Source organism: Bradyrhizobium sp. SOJA106, assembly GCF_059448745.1.
The window spans coordinates 7,026,876-7,041,886 of the sequence record NZ_CM182549.1 but is presented as its reverse complement, the minus strand read 5'-3'; the positions used below and the strand labels follow the sequence as shown (position 1 = coordinate 7,041,886).

Sequence of the window (15,011 nt, the reverse complement as noted above, 5' to 3'; positions counted from 1 at the left end):
CTAGTTCAGTTGCGGAAGGGCGTTCGGGATGTCCGGAACCAAAATACTCTGGGGGCAGGTGATCGTTGTCGGCCTGATCGTCTTGCTGGCCATCTGGGGAGCAACCGAGTGGACGGCCTGGCGGCTCGCCTGGCAGCCTGAGCTTGGGCGGCCCTGGTTCGAACTGTTGGGCTTCAAGATCTATTACCCGCCCGTCTTCTTCTGGTGGTGGTTCGTCTACGACGCCTACGCTCCGCAGGTTTTTGTCGAGGGGGCCTTCATCGCGGCATTGGGGACCTTCGTTTCGATCGCGGTGGCGATCGGCATGTCGGTCTGGCGGGCGCGTGAGGCCAAGAATGTCGAGACCTATGGTTCGGCACGCTGGGCTGATGCGGAAGAGGTTCGAGCGGCCGGTCTTCTTGGTCCGGATGGAGTCGTGCTCGGCAAGCTCGACCGCGACTACCTCCGCCATGACGGGCCGGAGCACGTGTTGTGTTTTGCACCGACCCGGTCCGGCAAGGGTGTCGGGCTCGTCGTTCCTTCGTTGCTGGCCTGGCCGGGCTCGGCCATCGTGCACGACATCAAGGGCGAGAACTGGGAACTGACCGCGGGCTTCCGCTCGCGGCATGGCCGCGTCCTGTTGTTCGACCCCACCAATCCGAAGTCGTCCGCCTACAATCCGCTCCTCGAAGTCCGGCGCGGGGAATGGGAGGTCCGCGATGTCCAGAATGTCGCCGACGTCCTGGTCGACCCCGAAGGCTCCCTCGACAAGCGGAATCATTGGGAGAAGACCAGTCATTCGCTCCTCGTCGGCGCCATCCTTCATGTTCTCTATGCCGAGATGGACAAGACCCTGGCCGGTGTCGCCGCTTTCCTGTCAGATCCGAAGCGGCCGATCGAGGCGACGCTCAAGGCAATGATGACGACGCCGCATCTTGGCGAGCACGGCGCCCATCCCGTGGTCGCCTCGACCGCGCGCGAGCTCCTGAACAAGTCGGAGAATGAACGGTCCGGCGTCCTGTCCACTGCGATGTCGTTCCTGGGGCTCTATCGTGATCCCGTAGTGGCTCAGGTGACCTGCCGTTGCGCCTGGCGCATAGCCGATCTGATCGCAGATAGCCGCCCGACAACGCTTTATCTCGTGGTGCCGCCCTCGGATATCTCGCGGACCAAGCCCTTAATCCGTCTGGTGCTGAATCAGATTGGCCGCCGTCTGACCGAGGACTTGCACGCCCGCGATCGCCGGCATCGCGTTCTGATGATGCTCGACGAGTTTCCCGCACTCGGGCGGCTCGATTTTTTCGAATCCGCGCTCGCCTTCATGGCGGGATACGGCATCAAGAGTTTCTTGATCGCGCAGTCGCTCAATCAGATCGAGAAGGCTTACGGGCCCAACAACGCCATTCTCGACAATTGCCACGTCCGCGTCAGCTTCGCGACCAACGACGAGCGCACGGCGAAGCGGGTATCCGACGCGCTCGGGACCGCGACCGAGATGCGGGCGATGAAGAACTATGCCGGTCACAGACTTAACCCCTGGCTGGGGCACCTGATGGTCTCGCGCCAGGAGACAGCAAGGCCCCTTTTGACCCCGGGCGAAGTCATGCAACTCCCGCCGATGGACGAGATTGTCATGGTGGCGGGAACGGCGCCGATCCGGGCGAAGAAGGTCCGCTACTACGAGGATCGGCGGTTCACCGAGCGGGTGCTGCCGCCGCCGGATCCGGCGAGCGCCGGCCGATCACAGCGAACGGACGGATGGTCAGCGCTTGAACCATTGAAGCCGACGGCAGGCCCAACTCACAAAGCTGCGGAGGCCGAGGAGGACACGGCGAATAGCGGACTCCGTCGTGAGCCCGAACTCCCCGATCACGTCGCGATCGCCAAGGAGACGACCGAACCGACACCGGCAGAAGAATTTGCGGCCGTTCTTGACGACGACGAGGATGCGGTCCGTCAGTCGCGGCTCATACGCCAACAGATGCGCGGTATCGCCCGTCAGGCCGCCCTGGACCCGAATGACGGTATGGAGCTCTGAGGCGATATGCGCGACCGGATGAATGTCTACTTCCCACCTGAGCTTCTGAAGCAGATATCGGATCTCGCCGATCGCAAGAAGCTTTCCCGGTCCGCAATCGTGGAGGCCGCTGTTGCTTCGTTTCTCTCGCCGGACGGCGCGGACAGGCGGGAGGCGGCGTTCGTCCGGCGCCTGGATCGGCTGTCGCGTCAAATGCAAAGGCTGGAGCGCGACATTGGTCTGACGGCTGAAACCTTGGCTCTCTTTATTCGGTTCTGGCTGACGATCACGCCGCCGCTACCTAATGACGCGCAGGCGGCCGCGCAGGCAAAAGGCCGGGAGCGGTTTGAAGGATTTGTCGAAGCGCTCGGGCGCCGCTTGCAAAAGGGGCAAAGCTTTCTGCGCGAAATTCCGGAAGATATCCGCCGTCAGGAACCGGCCGAAGAAACCTGATCGAACCATGTAGACAGACCACTTCGCCGGTCCTTCTTTTTCTACGCCAGCCTACGATCGCAGCGATTTAGCCGAACTGACGAAAAGCTGGTCGCGCTATCGGCTCGCACGAGCTGACAGCAAGAGGGCCAGCATGCAAATTTCCGGGACATGGCGACTCATCGCGCGCGTTTTTCTCCCTTTTGCTGCTGGATACTATCTTTCGTATCTATTTCGAACGATCAACGCTTTGATCGCCAGTCATCTCAGCTCGGATGCCGGGCTTGGGACTGCCGACCTCGGGTTGCTCACGTCAGTCTATTTCCTTGTTTTTGCGGCTGCGCAGATTCCCGTCGGCATCTTGTTGGACCGATTTGGTCCGCGTCGCGTTCAGAGTGCTCTGCTCTTGCTCGCAGCGGTGGGCGCCGGACTGTTCGCAGTATCGACCGGCTTCCTGTCACTTTTGATCGCGCGTGCAATGATCGGGCTTGGCGTGGCGGCGGCGTTGACCGCAGGACTGAAGTCGATCGTCCTCTGGTTCCCCAGGGAGCGTGTCGCCTTGCTTAACGGCTACATGGTCATGCTGGGATCGCTAGGAGCGGTGACCGCTACGGCTCCCGTCGAGCACCTGCTCGCCTGGATGGGCTGGCGACCACTTTTTGAGGTTCTGGCGGCCGCTACCGGTGCGACGGCCATTCTCATCTATGTCGTCGTGCCTGAACGAGGCATTGTCCCATCAACAGCGCGCGTCACCCTTGGCTCCGTTTTCAGCGATCGACGCTTCTGGCGAATGGCCCCGTTGTCGGCGACTTGCGTTGGATCGTCCTGGTCCCTGCAGGGATTGTGGGCATCGCCGTGGCTGACAGATGTAGAGGGGCTTGATCGTGCAAGTCTCGTCAAACTGCTTTTCATGATGTCGATCGTCTTGAGCGGCGGTGCCTGGTTGTTCGGTATGACGGTCCATTTCATCAAGCGGAGGGGAATCGGGGCGGAGAGGATATTAGTGATGGTAGCAGTTCTGTTTGTCGCAGCCGAGTTAGCCTTGACCTTGCGAGCACCTCTGCCGTCCATTGTGCCCTGGTCCGTAGTCGCCATCGTCGGAACGGCCACTGTGGCCAGCTTCGCGGTGATAGCGGATTACTTTCCGCCTGAGGTAGCTGGTCGCGCCAATGGCGCCCTGAACGTCCTGCACTTCGGTTGGGCATTTTTGGCTCAATTCGGGACTGGCCTGATTCTGGAGCAATGGTCTGTGAATGGTGGCCATAGGCCCGTCCAGGCCTATCAAGTCGCGTTCGGTCTCAACGTAGCACTTCAGATCGCGGCGCTGCTCTGGTTCGCGCTACCTTGGGGCGGATACCTAGCTTCACGGATGAGGTCGACTCCGTTCTTGGCGCCGGCTGATGTCTTCGACCTTGCCCTGTCGGCAACCTCGTATGAGGATTGGGTCATTCTCCCGCCCGCGGAAGACGATGCCGCGTGGTAAACAACACCTCGCCGTGGACGGGTACGATTGAGTGGCCGCCGAATATCAGTCTCAGTCTTCCTTTTTCTACGCCAGCCTACGATCACCGAAAGCGGTTGTTGCGCCAAGTCCATTGGTGCTTTTTCTAATCATCCCCATCTGAGGGCCCTCTGTGGACGCCCTCATTCGGTGGGGACGAACGGTGGCAATCCATTCCTTTCAATCGGAAGCGAGTTCACGCGGCGCACGAATGCTGCGCAGCGCGCTAGGCTCGGCGATTGCTGGCTACCTCGAAGACGAAGCGATCATCGAGGTGATGCTCAATCCCGATGGGCGGCTGTGGATCGACCGGTTGTCGAATGGCCTTATCGACACAGGCGAAACCCTGTCCGTAGCGGATGGCGAGCGCATTGTTCGCTTGGTAGCCCATCACGTAGGCGCCGAGGTGCATGCCGGCGCGCCACGGGTTTCGGCCGAGCTACCCGGGACTGGCGAGCGCTTCGAAGGTCTCTTGCCTCCGGTCGTTGCCGCACCCGCCTTTGCCATCCGCAAGCCCGCCGTCGCCGTGTTTACGCTCGACGACTACGTCGCCAGGGAGATCATGACCTCGGAGCAGGCCAGGATCCTGAAGAACGCGGTCGCCGCACGAAAAAATATTCTTGTCGCCGGTGGGACATCGACCGGCAAGACGACCTTGACGAATGCGCTCCTGGCCGAGGTGGCAAAGACTGCTGATCGGGTCGTGCTGATCGAAGATACCCGCGAACTTCAGTGCAAAGCGCCCAATCTAGTGGCGCTGCGGACCAAAGATGGCGTGGCTACGCTATCGGATCTCGTTCGGTCCTCGCTGCGCCTACGACCTGATCGCATTCCGGTTGGCGAGGTCCGCGGTGCCGAAGCGCTCGACCTGCTCAAGGCATGGGGCACAGGCCACCCCGGCGGCATCGGCACCATTCATGCGGGCAGCGCGACCGGTGCGTTGCGGCGGCTCGAGCAGCTCATCCAGGAAGCCGTCATCACCGTTCCGCGCGCCCTGATCGCTGAGACGATCAACCTCGTCGCCGTCCTTGCGGGCCGCGGCGCTGACCGCCGCCTCGCTGAACTCGCCCGCGTAACAGGGCTTAGTGCCGCTGGCGACTACAACCTTTCATCAGCAGGAGACTGACATGCGTCAGAAAGTTCGCTTTCTTCGAGATTCAATGTTGGGCGCTTTCGGCGCGGTGCTTTTAGGAGCGGCGCCGGCATGGGCGGCTGGCTCGAACATGCCGTGGGAGCAGCCACTCAATCAGATCTTGCAGTCGGTGGAAGGTCCGGTCGCCAAGATCATCGCCGTCATCATCATCGTGGTGACCGGACTGACGCTCGCGTTCGGGGACTCGTCAGGCGGTTTCCGCAGGCTGATCCAGATCGTGTTCGGTCTTTCGATCGCGTTTGCGGCCTCGAGCTTCTTCTTGTCGTTCTTCTCCTTCGGCGGCGGCGTGGTGATCTGATGGATGATCAAGTCACAGGCTTTGTCGTGCCCGTTCACCGCGCGCTCACTGAGCCGATCCTGATGGGCGGCGCGCCGCGGTCAGTTGCGATCGTGAACGGTACGCTTGCGGCAGCCCTTGGGCTGGGATTGCGGCTCTGGATCGCGGGCCTCGTCCTCTGGTTCATCGGCCACATGGCCGCCGTCTGGGCCACCAAGCGCGATCCCGCCTTCGTCGATGTGGTGCGCCGGCATCTGCGCATTCCCGCCCATCTCAACACCTGAGCTCCTGTCCATGATGAACCTTGCCGAATATCGCCATTGCAGCGCGCGCCTCGCCGACTTCCTGCCTTGGGCAGCTCTTGTCGACGAAGGAATCATTCTGAACAAGGACGGCTCGTTCCAGCGGACAGCAAGGTTCCGCGGACCCGACCTGGATAGTGCAGTACCGGCTGAACTCGTCGCCGTCGCCGGTCGCTTAAATAACGCCTTGCGTCGCCTGGGGTCAGGCTGGGCCGTGTTTGTCGAGGCGCAGCGCCATTTTGCAGGGACCTATCCTCCGAGCACCTTTCCGGATGTCGCATCCGCACTGGTTGACGCTGAGCGCAGAGCGCAGTTCGAGGAGGCGGGCGCTCACTATGCATCCAGCTACTTCCTCACCTTTCTCTATCTACCGCCGGAGGAGGGGGCCGCCAGGGCAGAGCAACTGCTTTACGAGGGTCGTGATCGTACCGTTGGAGCGGACGCGCGTGAGGTGCTGCGCGGGTTTGTCGACCAAACAAACCGTGTTCTGCAACTCGTCGAAGGGTTCATGCCGGAATGTACCTGGCTCGATGATCAGGACACGCTGACCTACCTGCATTCGACGATCTCAACCAAGCGTCATCGTGTTCGGGTGCCAGAAATTCCGATGTATATCGATGCGCTGTTGGCCGACCAGCCGCTGACCGGCGGGCTCGAGCCGATGCTGGGTTCGGCCAATGTGCGGGTGCTGACGATCGTGGGCTTTCCTGGGGCGACGACCCCGGGAATTCTGGATGACCTGAATCGCCTGGCGTTTTCGTATCGCTGGTCAACCCGGGCGATCATGCTCGACAAGACCGACGCCACCAAGCTGCTGACCAAAATCCGCCGCCAGTGGTTCGCGAAGAGAAAGTCCATCGGTTCCATCCTCAAGGAGGTCATGACCAACGAGCCGTCGGCGCTGCTCGATACAGACGCCCACAATAAGGCGATCGATGCCGACGCGGCATTGCAGGAACTGGGATCGGATCAGACCGGACAAGCCTTTGTTACGGCAACCATCACTGTCTGGGACCGCGATCCCAATGCTGCAGATGAAAAGCTGCGGCTGGTCGAGAAGGTCATTCAGGGCCGCGATTTCACCTGTATGATTGAAACGGTGAATGCCGTAGAAGCCTGGCTCGGCAGTCTGCCCGGGCACGTCTACGCCAATGTCCGGCAGCCGCCGGTTTCGACCCTCAATCTCGCTCATATGATTCCGATGTCGGCCGTGTGGGCGGGCGAGGCGAGGGACCTGCACTTCAAGGGTCCGCCGCTTCTGTTCGGCAAGACCGAGGGATCAACGCCGTTCCGCTTCTCCCTCCACGTCGGTGACGTCGGCCACACCCTCGTGGTCGGCCCGACTGGCGCGGGCAAGTCGGTATTGCTCGCTCTGATGGCGTTGCAATTCCGGCGTTACCCGAACTCTCAGGTCTTTGCCTTCGATTTCGGCGGGTCGATCCGGGCGGCCGCCCTCGCCATGGGTGGCGATTGGCATGATCTAGGCGGCGCATTGTCTGACGGGAGTGGAAACCCCGTCGCCCTGCAGCCGCTAGCCTGGATCGATGATCCCTCTGAGCGCGGATGGGCCACGGAATGGATCGGCGCGATCCTGGCACGGGAAAAGGTCGAGATCACCCCGGAGGTCAAGGATCATCTCTGGTCGGCGCTGACATCTCTCTCCTCGGCGCCGAGGGAGGAGCGCACCCTGACGGGTCTGTCAGTCTTGCTCCAATCGAACTCTCTAAAACGCGCCTTGCAACCCTATTGCCTCGGCGGTCCATCCGGGCGCCTGCTTGATGCTGAATTCGAGCGCCTTGGCGAGGCGTCGGTCCAGGCGTTTGAGACCGAAGGCTTGATTGGAACAAGTGCTGCGCCGGCCGTACTGGCGTATCTCTTTCATCGTATTGGGGACCGTCTCGATGGCCGTCCGACACTCCTGATTGTCGATGAAGGTTGGCTTGCCCTGGATGACGAGGATTTCGCCGGTCAGCTCCGGGAATGGCTGAAGACGCTTCGGAAGAAGAACGCGTCCGTCATCTTCGCCACGCAGTCACTTTCGGACATCGATGGCTCCGCGATTGCGCCGGCGATCATCGAGAGCTGTCCAACACGGTTGTTGCTGCCGAACGAACGGGCGATCGAACCGCAAATCACCGCCATCTACCGTCGCTTCGGCCTCAACGACCGCCAGATCGAGCTTCTGAGCCGCGCAACGCCAAAGCGCGACTACTACTGCCAGTCGCGTCGGGGTAACCGGATGTTCGAACTTGGGCTTGGTGAGGTCGCACTCGCCTTTACCGCAGCCTCTTCCAAGACAGACCAAGCCGCGATCGCGCAACTCCTCGCCGAACATGGACCCGACGGCTTCGTGCCGGCCTGGCTCCAGCACCGTGGCGTCGCCTGGGCCCTCGACCTGATCCCCAATCTCGTCAATCTGGAGAAATCGCTATGAGGCGTTTTGGCCTATTGGCGGCCGTTGGCACCGTCGCGCTGATGCTTGGCGTCACGGTGCCCGCGCGGGCGCAGTGGATCGTCTTTGATCCCAACAACTACGTTCAGAATGTTCTGACTGCTGCGCGGGAGCTGCAGCAGATCAATAATCAGATCACCTCGCTGCAGAACGAGGCGCAGATGTTGATCAACCAGGCAAAGAACCTGGCAAACCTGCCGTATTCGTCGCTGCAGCAATTGCAATCCTCGATCCAGCGGACCCAGCAATTGCTGGCCCAGGCCCAGCGTATCGCTTATGACGTGCAGCAGGTCGATCGTGCCTTCTCGACCAGCTACGCGCCGGCGATCGGCAGCCAATCGAACCAGTTGCTGATCTCCAACGCCCAATCCCGGTGGCAAAATACTTACTCGGCAACACAAGACGCGCTTCGCGTCCAGGCTGGCATCGTTGGTAATCTCGACACCAACCGCATCCAGACGTCCGCGCTTGTAACATCGAGTCAAGGCGCCAGCGGCGCCCTGCAGGCAATGCAGGCCGGCAATCAGATTCTCGCGCTGAACGCGCAGCAGCTCGCTGACCTCACCGCTGTCGTGACGGCACAGGGCAGGGCGCAAAGTCTGGAAGCGGCTCAGCGCGTCTCTGCCCAGGATCAGGGCCGCGAACAGCTTCGTCGATTCCTGGCACTGGGGCAGGGCTATCAATCCTCCAATGTGCAGATGTTCCACTAATGACCGACATAAGGGCATTCAAGGCGTTGTCGCTGCTTACGACAATCGGCGTGTTGGTCGTCACTGCCTGCACGATTCAGCTTCGTGGCGGAGAGGGTTCTCCGCCGCCGCCGAAGACGGACCAGGCGACTGATACAACCAGCTCTGACCTCGCACGCTGCCGCAGCGTCACTGCGGTGGAAACGGCTGGCTATCAGCATTGCAGGCAGGTCTGGGCCGAAAACCGGCGACGCTTCTTGGCCAAGCAATCCGGTGCCGCGGTTCCTGGCCAAGAAGAACCCGCCCCAGGGTTGGCGCCGGCTCCAAAAGATCAGAGCCGGATCCCGCAAGGATATCCGCAAATGCAGCCGGCGACACCCGAGGCGAGCAGGCCATGACCGGCACCGGAATCATCGACCAGTTCCTCGAAACGTTCACGCGCTATATCGACAACGGTTTTGGGCTGCTCGGTAGCGATGTCGGATATCTCGCAACGACCCTTGCTGCGATCGACATTACGCTCGCCGCGTTGTTCTGGAGTTGGGGGCCGGACGAAGACATCATCGCGCGCCTGGTCAAGAAGACGCTCTTCGTCGGCGTTTTTGCCTATCTCATTGGTAATTGGAACGGTCTGGCACGCGTCGTCTTCGAGAGCTTTGCTGGCCTTGGGCTGAAAGCATCCGGACCAAGCCTATCTGCGGCAGATTTCCTCAGACCCGGAAAGATCGCTCAAGTCGGACTCGACGCCGGCCGACCGTTGCTCGACTCGATCTCCAATCTGATGGGCTACATCAGCTTCTTCGAGAATTTCGTCCAGATCGTCGTTCTCCTGTTCGCCTGGGTTGTGGTGCTGCTCGCCTTCTTCATTCTGGCGATCCAGCTCTTCGTTACGCTGATCGAGTTCAAGCTCACCACCCTGGCCGGCTTCGTGCTCATTCCGTTTGGGTTGTTTGGCAAGACCGCCTTCGCGGCCGAGCGGGTCCTGGGCAACGTCATCTCTTCAGGAATCAAGGTCCTGGTCCTGGCCGTCATCGTCGGGATTGGATCGACCCTGTTCTCTCAGTTCACCGCTGGCTTTGGTGGCAATCAGCCAACCATCGAAGACGCGATGACACTGGTACTTGCAGCGCTCTCCTTGCTGGGCCTGGGTATCTTCGGACCGGGTATCGCAAACGGCCTGGTGTCGGGCGGACCGCAACTCGGCGCCGGCGCGGCGATTGGAACGGGCCTTGCCGCTGGCGGTATTGTTGCCGCCGGCGCAGGCCTCGCCGCCGGCGGTGCCGGTCTCGCTGGCGGTGCGATTGCAGGCGCCGCGCGCGGTGGTGGCGCTGTCATAAGCGGAGCGTCAGCCGCCTATCGAAGCGGCGGCCTTGCTGGCGTCGCGGAGGCGGGCAGTTCGGCTGCCATGAGCCCATTGCGTCGTGCAGCGGCTGCGCTCGGTGGAGGTGGGGAAGCCGGCGCGCAGGCCACGAGCACTTCGGCTGAAGGGCAGCCCGATTGGGCGCGCCGCATGAAACGTGCCGAGACCATTCGGCAGGGTGCGTCGGCAGCCGGCCACGCGGTCCGCTCAGGCGATTCCGGCGGCAGCGGCTCTTCCGTCGATTTGTCTGAAGGAGAGCGCTGACATCTGACACTGAGTTTTACCGCGGTCCCGCAGCCGCATCTCAAACTCGAATTCCACACCAAGCAAAAGCCGATCACCTGATCCGGGGGCAATTATCGATGTTCAAACGACCATCCGTTCATTACGGGCGCATGCCCGAGCCGGTTACGCCGTATCAGAAAGCAGCGCAGGTTTGGGACGAACGTATTGGGTCCGCGCGTGTGCAAGCCAAAAACTGGCGGCTGATGGCCTTCGGCTCCCTGATGCTATCCGCCGGTCTCGCAGGTGGCCTTGTTTGGCAATCGAGCCAAGGCTCGATCACGCCCTGGGTGGTGGAGGTCGACCATCTTGGCCAGGCCCAAAGGGTGGCACCGGCGAATATCGACTATCAACCCACAGACGCTCAGATCGCCTACCATCTGGCGCGCTTTATCGAGGATGTCAGAGGTCTGCCGGCCGACGGCATCGTTCTGCGCCAAAACTGGCTCCGGGCCTATGATTTTACGACTGATCGCGGCGCCGCTGCGCTCAACGACTACGCGCGCAACAATGACCCTTTTGCCAGACTGGGCAAGGCGCAAATTTCCGTCGACGTCTCGAGCGTCATTCGCGCGTCGTCGGAAAGCTTTCGGGTCGCTTGGACTGAGCGCACCTACGACAACGGTTCGTTGAGCTCGACTGAGCGCTGGACCGCGATTCTTACGATCGTGATCGAAACGCCGCGCGATGCCGAACGTCTGCGCAAGAATCCCCTTGGCGTCTACGTCCGCGCCATCAGCTGGTCAAAGGAGTTGAGTCAGTGATCAAGACCCTGTCTGAGGTTCATTCGAACCATCCTGTCGCGCAAGGCAGGCTCAACCTGGCCCGGCGCAGGTTAGTGGCCTTGAAGCGAACAAGTTTGCAGGCTCTCCTGCTTTGCTCATCGGTGCTTGGTGGGTGCGCGACGTACATTCCGCCGGAGATCAGCTATGACGCTGAAGTCCCTCCGTTGCCAGCACCACCCGTCGCTCTCGACGACAGACCAAGAACGCTTCACGTTCCACCCCTCTGGAAACCGGCTTTTGGCGGCAAGTCGGGAGGGAAGGAAGACGCCGAACCCGTGAGCCGGGTCGAGACGGCAAACAGCGCCGCCCGGGTCGAGCCGCGCAAGCGGGGGTATTTCAATGCGGCGCAAATTTACGCCTACAGTCCCGGGGCTCTCTATCAGATTTATGCCGCACCCGGGCAGATCACGGATATCGCACTCGAGGAAGGAGAGCAGTTGACGGGATCGGGGCCGATCGCGGCCGGGGATACCGTGCGCTGGGTCGTCGGCGATACCGAGAGCGGGAGCGGCGACACACGGCGCGTCCATATTCTGGTCAAGCCGACCCGCGCTTCGATCGAGACCAACCTCGTCGTCAATACCGACCGGCGCACCTACCTGATCGAGCTCCGCTCCCGCGAACGGCCATACATGCCATCCGTTGCCTGGTACTATCCAGAATCGGCACGCGAACGATCCCGTTCGGGCGCTCTGAAGCCCGTTCTTCCGGACCCGGTGCAGCGCATCTCCCGCTATGCCATCGAAGGGGACAGTCCTCCCTGGCGGCCGCTCGCCGCATATGACGATGGCCGCAAGGTCTATGTCGAATTCCCGCAAGGCATCGTGCAAGGCGAGATGCCTCCGCTCTTCGTCATCGGTCCAGACGGCAAGACTGAACTCGTCAACTATCGCGCTTACGGCAACGTCTTGATCGTCGATCGGCTGTTTGCTGCCGCCGAACTGCGGCTGGGCGGTGAGCACCAGCAGAAGGTACGTATTGTCCGGACCGACGGGAGGCCGTCGTCATGAACACTCGGAATGTAAGCGATCACGAGCAAGCAGTTCCGCCGGAGACACAAGGGGAGCGGTCAGAGAGCTTCCGCTTGAGAGCAGAGCATCCCCGCGTGACGCGATTGTCGCGGAAGATCCTGGCCGGCGGGAGCGCAGTTGCATTACTTGTCATCGGCGGAGCGGTGCTGTGGTCGCTGCAGAGCAATCATCCACGCAATCAAGCGGCCGATGAGCTTTACAGTACCGACCATCACAATGTTGCCGACGGAATTACGATGCTGCCGAAGGACTATGCCGGCGTTCCGCGCCAGCCAATCCCGCAGCTTGGTCCGCCGCTCCCCGGGGACCTTGGTCGGCCGATCCTTGCCGCTCAGGGCCAGTCGCCGGCGATCGGCGCCGATCCGGAGCAGCAGCGCCGGGAACAAGAGACCGAGGCAGCCCGCACCAGCCATTTGTTCGCTGCGATCAATGGCGGAGCGCGTCCGCCCGCTGCGGCGGTTGAAAACGACCGAGTCACGCCACCGAATGCAACGAGCACTGGCGACGATGGATCTGCGCAGAACGGCCAGGACCGCAAGCTTGCCTTCGTGAACGCCTCTGTGGACCGCCGAGCGGTAAGCCCTGACCGTATCGCCAAACCCTCTTCACCATACATCGTGCAGGCTGGGACGGTGATTTCAGGGGCGCTTATCACCGGGATCCGATCGGACCTTCCAGGCCAAGTGACCGCGCAGGTCGTGGAGAACCTTTTTGACTCACCGACCGGCCGCTTTCTGCTTGTGCCCCAGGGAGCGCGTCTGATCGGGGTCTACGATAGCCAGGTCGCGTTCAGCCAATCCCGTGTGTTGCTTGTCTGGACACGGCTGATCATGCCGAATGGACGTTCAATCGTTCTGGAGCGGCAGCCTGGCGCTGATGCCGCAGGATATGCAGGCCTCGAAGACCAGGTCGACAATCACTGGGGTGAGCTGTTTAAGGCTGCGGCACTGTCCACGTTTCTGGCGGTCGGGACCGAACTGGGAGCCGGCACTGATACCAACAGCAACGACAGCGCAATCATCCAAGCATTGCGGCACGGGGCCTCGGACTCACTGAACCAGACCGGACAGCAGGTAGTTCGGCGCAGTCTCAACATCCAGCCCACGCTGACCGTGCGACCTGGTTTCCCGGTTCGCGTTCTTGTCAATCATGATCTGATACTTGCCCCGTATAGAGGGTGACAACATGCCCAAACTTAAAATAGGAGAGCTTCCAGACGACAAGCCGGTCAAAGTGAGTGCGGAGCTGCCCGCGGCCGTGCATCGTGATCTCATTGCATATGCAGAAGTGCTTACGCGTCAGTGTGGTCAACTGGTCGATCCAACTAAACTCATCGCCCCAATGTTGGCGCGCTTTATGGCCACTGACCGAGAATTTTCTAAACTGAAACGTGAAGGCCACGTACCGGCCACCGAAGGACAGTGATGCTCGTGGTCTCCTCGAAGCCCTTGCCCACGCTAAATCGTTGCCAGCACAGCGAGACGCTGCCCAGTTGGCATCAAGAGCTGAGATATGGCGTCGCAAAGTGTGTGTGCTTTCGAGTTTGCCCCGAAACAGCTCCGATTGCCAATTTTTCCCAGTTTTCAGCGGGGGGCGCTGGGCGTCGACGTGCAGTTATTCGGTCATCTTTCGCGTTACACTGCTCCGGCCATCGACACTGACAGGCACGTCACCCTCGATCGTGGCCCGACGTACGACGCGATGCTGGTCCCCGTAATCGTTGACCGCGTAATGCTGCGTTGCGCGGTTATCCCACAGCGCAATATCGCCCTCTAACCAATTCCAACGCACAGTGTTTTCGGGCGCAGTGATGTGAGACTGGAGCAGATCGAATAGCTTTTGTCCGTCGTATTTGCGGATTCCAATAAAGTGCTTCACCAAGGCGCCGAGCACTAGCGTCCGCTCGCCCGTTTCGGGATGGACGCGTACGACGGGATGCTCGGTCTCAAAAACCGTTCTGGTGAACACCTCGTCAAAATGTTTCTTGTCGACCTCACGGACCCGCGCGATCCCGGCGTAATCGAAGACGTTGCTGTGAACGGCCCATAGGGCCTCGGCAAGCCGTTGTAGCGGCGGCGGCAGACCAAGATAAGCGGCAGCTGTGTTCGACCATACGGTGTCGCCTCCGAACACTGGCATTACAACGGCCCGCAGGACCAAAATCTTGGGATAGGCGTCGGCGAAGGTCCCATCCGCATGCCAAACGTCGGCACGACCGCCGCCGCGAGTGGAGTCCAGTTCGAGGAGCGACGCCATCCCTTTGGTAGCACCGAGCATCGGATGTGGCACTAGCTTTCCGAGACGAGCGGCAAAGCGCTCATGCTCAGCGTCATTGAGATGTCCTTGATTGCGGAAGAAGATCACCTTGTGCTCGAGCAATAAGCTGTTGATCGCGGCGATCGTGTGGTCCGGTAGGTCGCCTGATAGCTTGATATTTTTGACTTCGGCTCCGATGCGCGCTGCACGTTTCACAACATCGGTGCTCGGAATGGCGCCTGCGATCAAAGCGTTTGTGCTCATCTTGCTTTTCCAAGCCCTTGCAGTTCTTCCTCACCCCTTGCGACAAATGATCTTCAGCAAGCATCGTGCCAAGAAAAACGCAAGCATGTACTCGATCATGGGCAGTAAACGAATCGTGGCATTTGGCGCGAGTCCCTCGAACTGAGCCAGTGGTTGGGCCGAGTGACGAAAGAACTCGCTCATCGAGCTCACCCCTTCGAATGTCGAATCGCGAAGCGAGAGCAGGAGCGA

Annotated in this window: 15 protein-coding genes; 14 read left to right on the top strand and 1 reads right to left on the bottom strand. The window is 61.0% G+C overall.

Features of this window, described 5'->3' with window-relative positions:
* Positions 1 to 28: 28 nt before the first annotated feature.
* The 14 genes from AC5V87_RS33250 to AC5V87_RS33185 all read left to right on the top strand — a co-directional run bounded on the left by AC5V87_RS33250 (position 29) and on the right by AC5V87_RS33185 (position 13,685).
* A complete protein-coding gene (locus AC5V87_RS33250; RefSeq protein ID WP_495369027.1) occupies positions 29 to 2,017 on the top strand; it encodes a conjugal transfer protein TraG in 1,989 nt (662 codons plus the stop codon).
* 6 nt (positions 2,018 to 2,023) lie between these two features.
* Positions 2,024 to 2,449, top strand: a complete 426-nt coding sequence (locus AC5V87_RS33245; protein WP_495369026.1) for a CopG family transcriptional regulator — start codon at positions 2,024 to 2,026, stop codon at positions 2,447 to 2,449.
* Between the two features lie 133 nt (positions 2,450 to 2,582).
* Positions 2,583 to 3,911 carry an MFS transporter gene (locus tag AC5V87_RS33240; RefSeq protein ID WP_495369025.1) on the top strand — a complete coding sequence of 443 codons (1,329 nt, stop codon included), beginning with the start codon at positions 2,583 to 2,585 and terminating at the stop codon, positions 3,909 to 3,911.
* Between the two features lie 229 nt (positions 3,912 to 4,140).
* Positions 4,141 to 5,055, top strand: coding sequence for a P-type conjugative transfer ATPase TrbB (trbB, locus tag AC5V87_RS33235; RefSeq protein ID WP_495369024.1), 915 nt, complete (start codon positions 4,141 to 4,143; stop codon positions 5,053 to 5,055).
* Positions 5,056 to 5,089: 34 nt separating this feature from the next.
* Positions 5,090 to 5,380: a TrbC/VirB2 family type IV secretion system protein gene (locus AC5V87_RS33230; RefSeq protein ID WP_495369023.1), complete on the top strand. Its 291-nt coding sequence runs from the start codon at positions 5,090 to 5,092 to the stop codon at positions 5,378 to 5,380.
* Positions 5,380 to 5,643 carry a VirB3 family type IV secretion system protein gene (locus AC5V87_RS33225; protein WP_495369022.1) on the top strand — a complete coding sequence of 88 codons (264 nt, stop codon included), beginning with the start codon at positions 5,380 to 5,382 and terminating at the stop codon, positions 5,641 to 5,643. The genes AC5V87_RS33230 and AC5V87_RS33225 overlap by 1 nt, the downstream gene beginning before the upstream one ends.
* Before the next feature lie 10 nt (positions 5,644 to 5,653).
* Positions 5,654 to 8,095: a conjugal transfer protein TrbE gene (trbE, locus tag AC5V87_RS33220; protein WP_495369021.1), complete on the top strand. Its 2,442-nt coding sequence runs from the start codon at positions 5,654 to 5,656 to the stop codon at positions 8,093 to 8,095.
* Complete coding sequence (trbJ, locus tag AC5V87_RS33215) at positions 8,092 to 8,823, top strand: P-type conjugative transfer protein TrbJ (RefSeq protein WP_495369020.1); 732 nt, start codon at positions 8,092 to 8,094, stop codon at positions 8,821 to 8,823. The genes trbE and trbJ overlap by 4 nt, the downstream gene beginning before the upstream one ends.
* Positions 8,823 to 9,200, top strand: coding sequence for a putative entry exclusion protein TrbK-alt (gene trbK-alt / locus AC5V87_RS33210; protein ID WP_495369019.1), 378 nt, complete (start codon positions 8,823 to 8,825; stop codon positions 9,198 to 9,200). Before trbJ ends, trbK-alt begins: the two co-directional genes overlap by 1 nt.
* Positions 9,197 to 10,426, top strand: a complete 1,230-nt coding sequence (gene trbL, locus AC5V87_RS33205) for a P-type conjugative transfer protein TrbL (protein WP_495369018.1) — start codon at positions 9,197 to 9,199, stop codon at positions 10,424 to 10,426. Before trbK-alt ends, trbL begins: the two co-directional genes overlap by 4 nt.
* A 98-nt stretch (positions 10,427 to 10,524) precedes the next feature.
* The gene (gene trbF / locus AC5V87_RS33200) at positions 10,525 to 11,208 is read left to right on the top strand and encodes a conjugal transfer protein TrbF (RefSeq protein ID WP_495369017.1); all 684 of its coding nucleotides are present in this window, start codon (positions 10,525 to 10,527) and stop codon (positions 11,206 to 11,208) included.
* Positions 11,205 to 12,239, top strand: coding sequence for a P-type conjugative transfer protein TrbG (gene trbG / locus AC5V87_RS33195; protein ID WP_495369016.1), 1,035 nt, complete (start codon positions 11,205 to 11,207; stop codon positions 12,237 to 12,239). The genes trbF and trbG overlap by 4 nt, the downstream gene beginning before the upstream one ends.
* Positions 12,236 to 13,441: a TraB/TrbI/VirB10 family type IV secretion system protein gene (locus AC5V87_RS33190; RefSeq protein ID WP_495369015.1), complete on the top strand. Its 1,206-nt coding sequence runs from the start codon at positions 12,236 to 12,238 to the stop codon at positions 13,439 to 13,441. The genes trbG and AC5V87_RS33190 overlap by 4 nt, the downstream gene beginning before the upstream one ends.
* 4 nt (positions 13,442 to 13,445) lie before the next feature.
* Positions 13,446 to 13,685: a DUF2274 domain-containing protein gene (locus AC5V87_RS33185; protein ID WP_456842899.1), complete on the top strand. Its 240-nt coding sequence runs from the start codon at positions 13,446 to 13,448 to the stop codon at positions 13,683 to 13,685.
* Between the two features lie 189 nt (positions 13,686 to 13,874).
* Here the strand turns inward: AC5V87_RS33185 and AC5V87_RS33180 are convergent, their stop codons facing one another.
* Positions 13,875 to 14,780: a TauD/TfdA dioxygenase family protein gene (locus AC5V87_RS33180; protein ID WP_456842900.1), complete on the bottom strand. Its 906-nt coding sequence runs from the start codon at positions 14,778 to 14,780 to the stop codon at positions 13,875 to 13,877.
* Between the last annotated feature and the right edge of the window lie 231 nt (positions 14,781 to 15,011).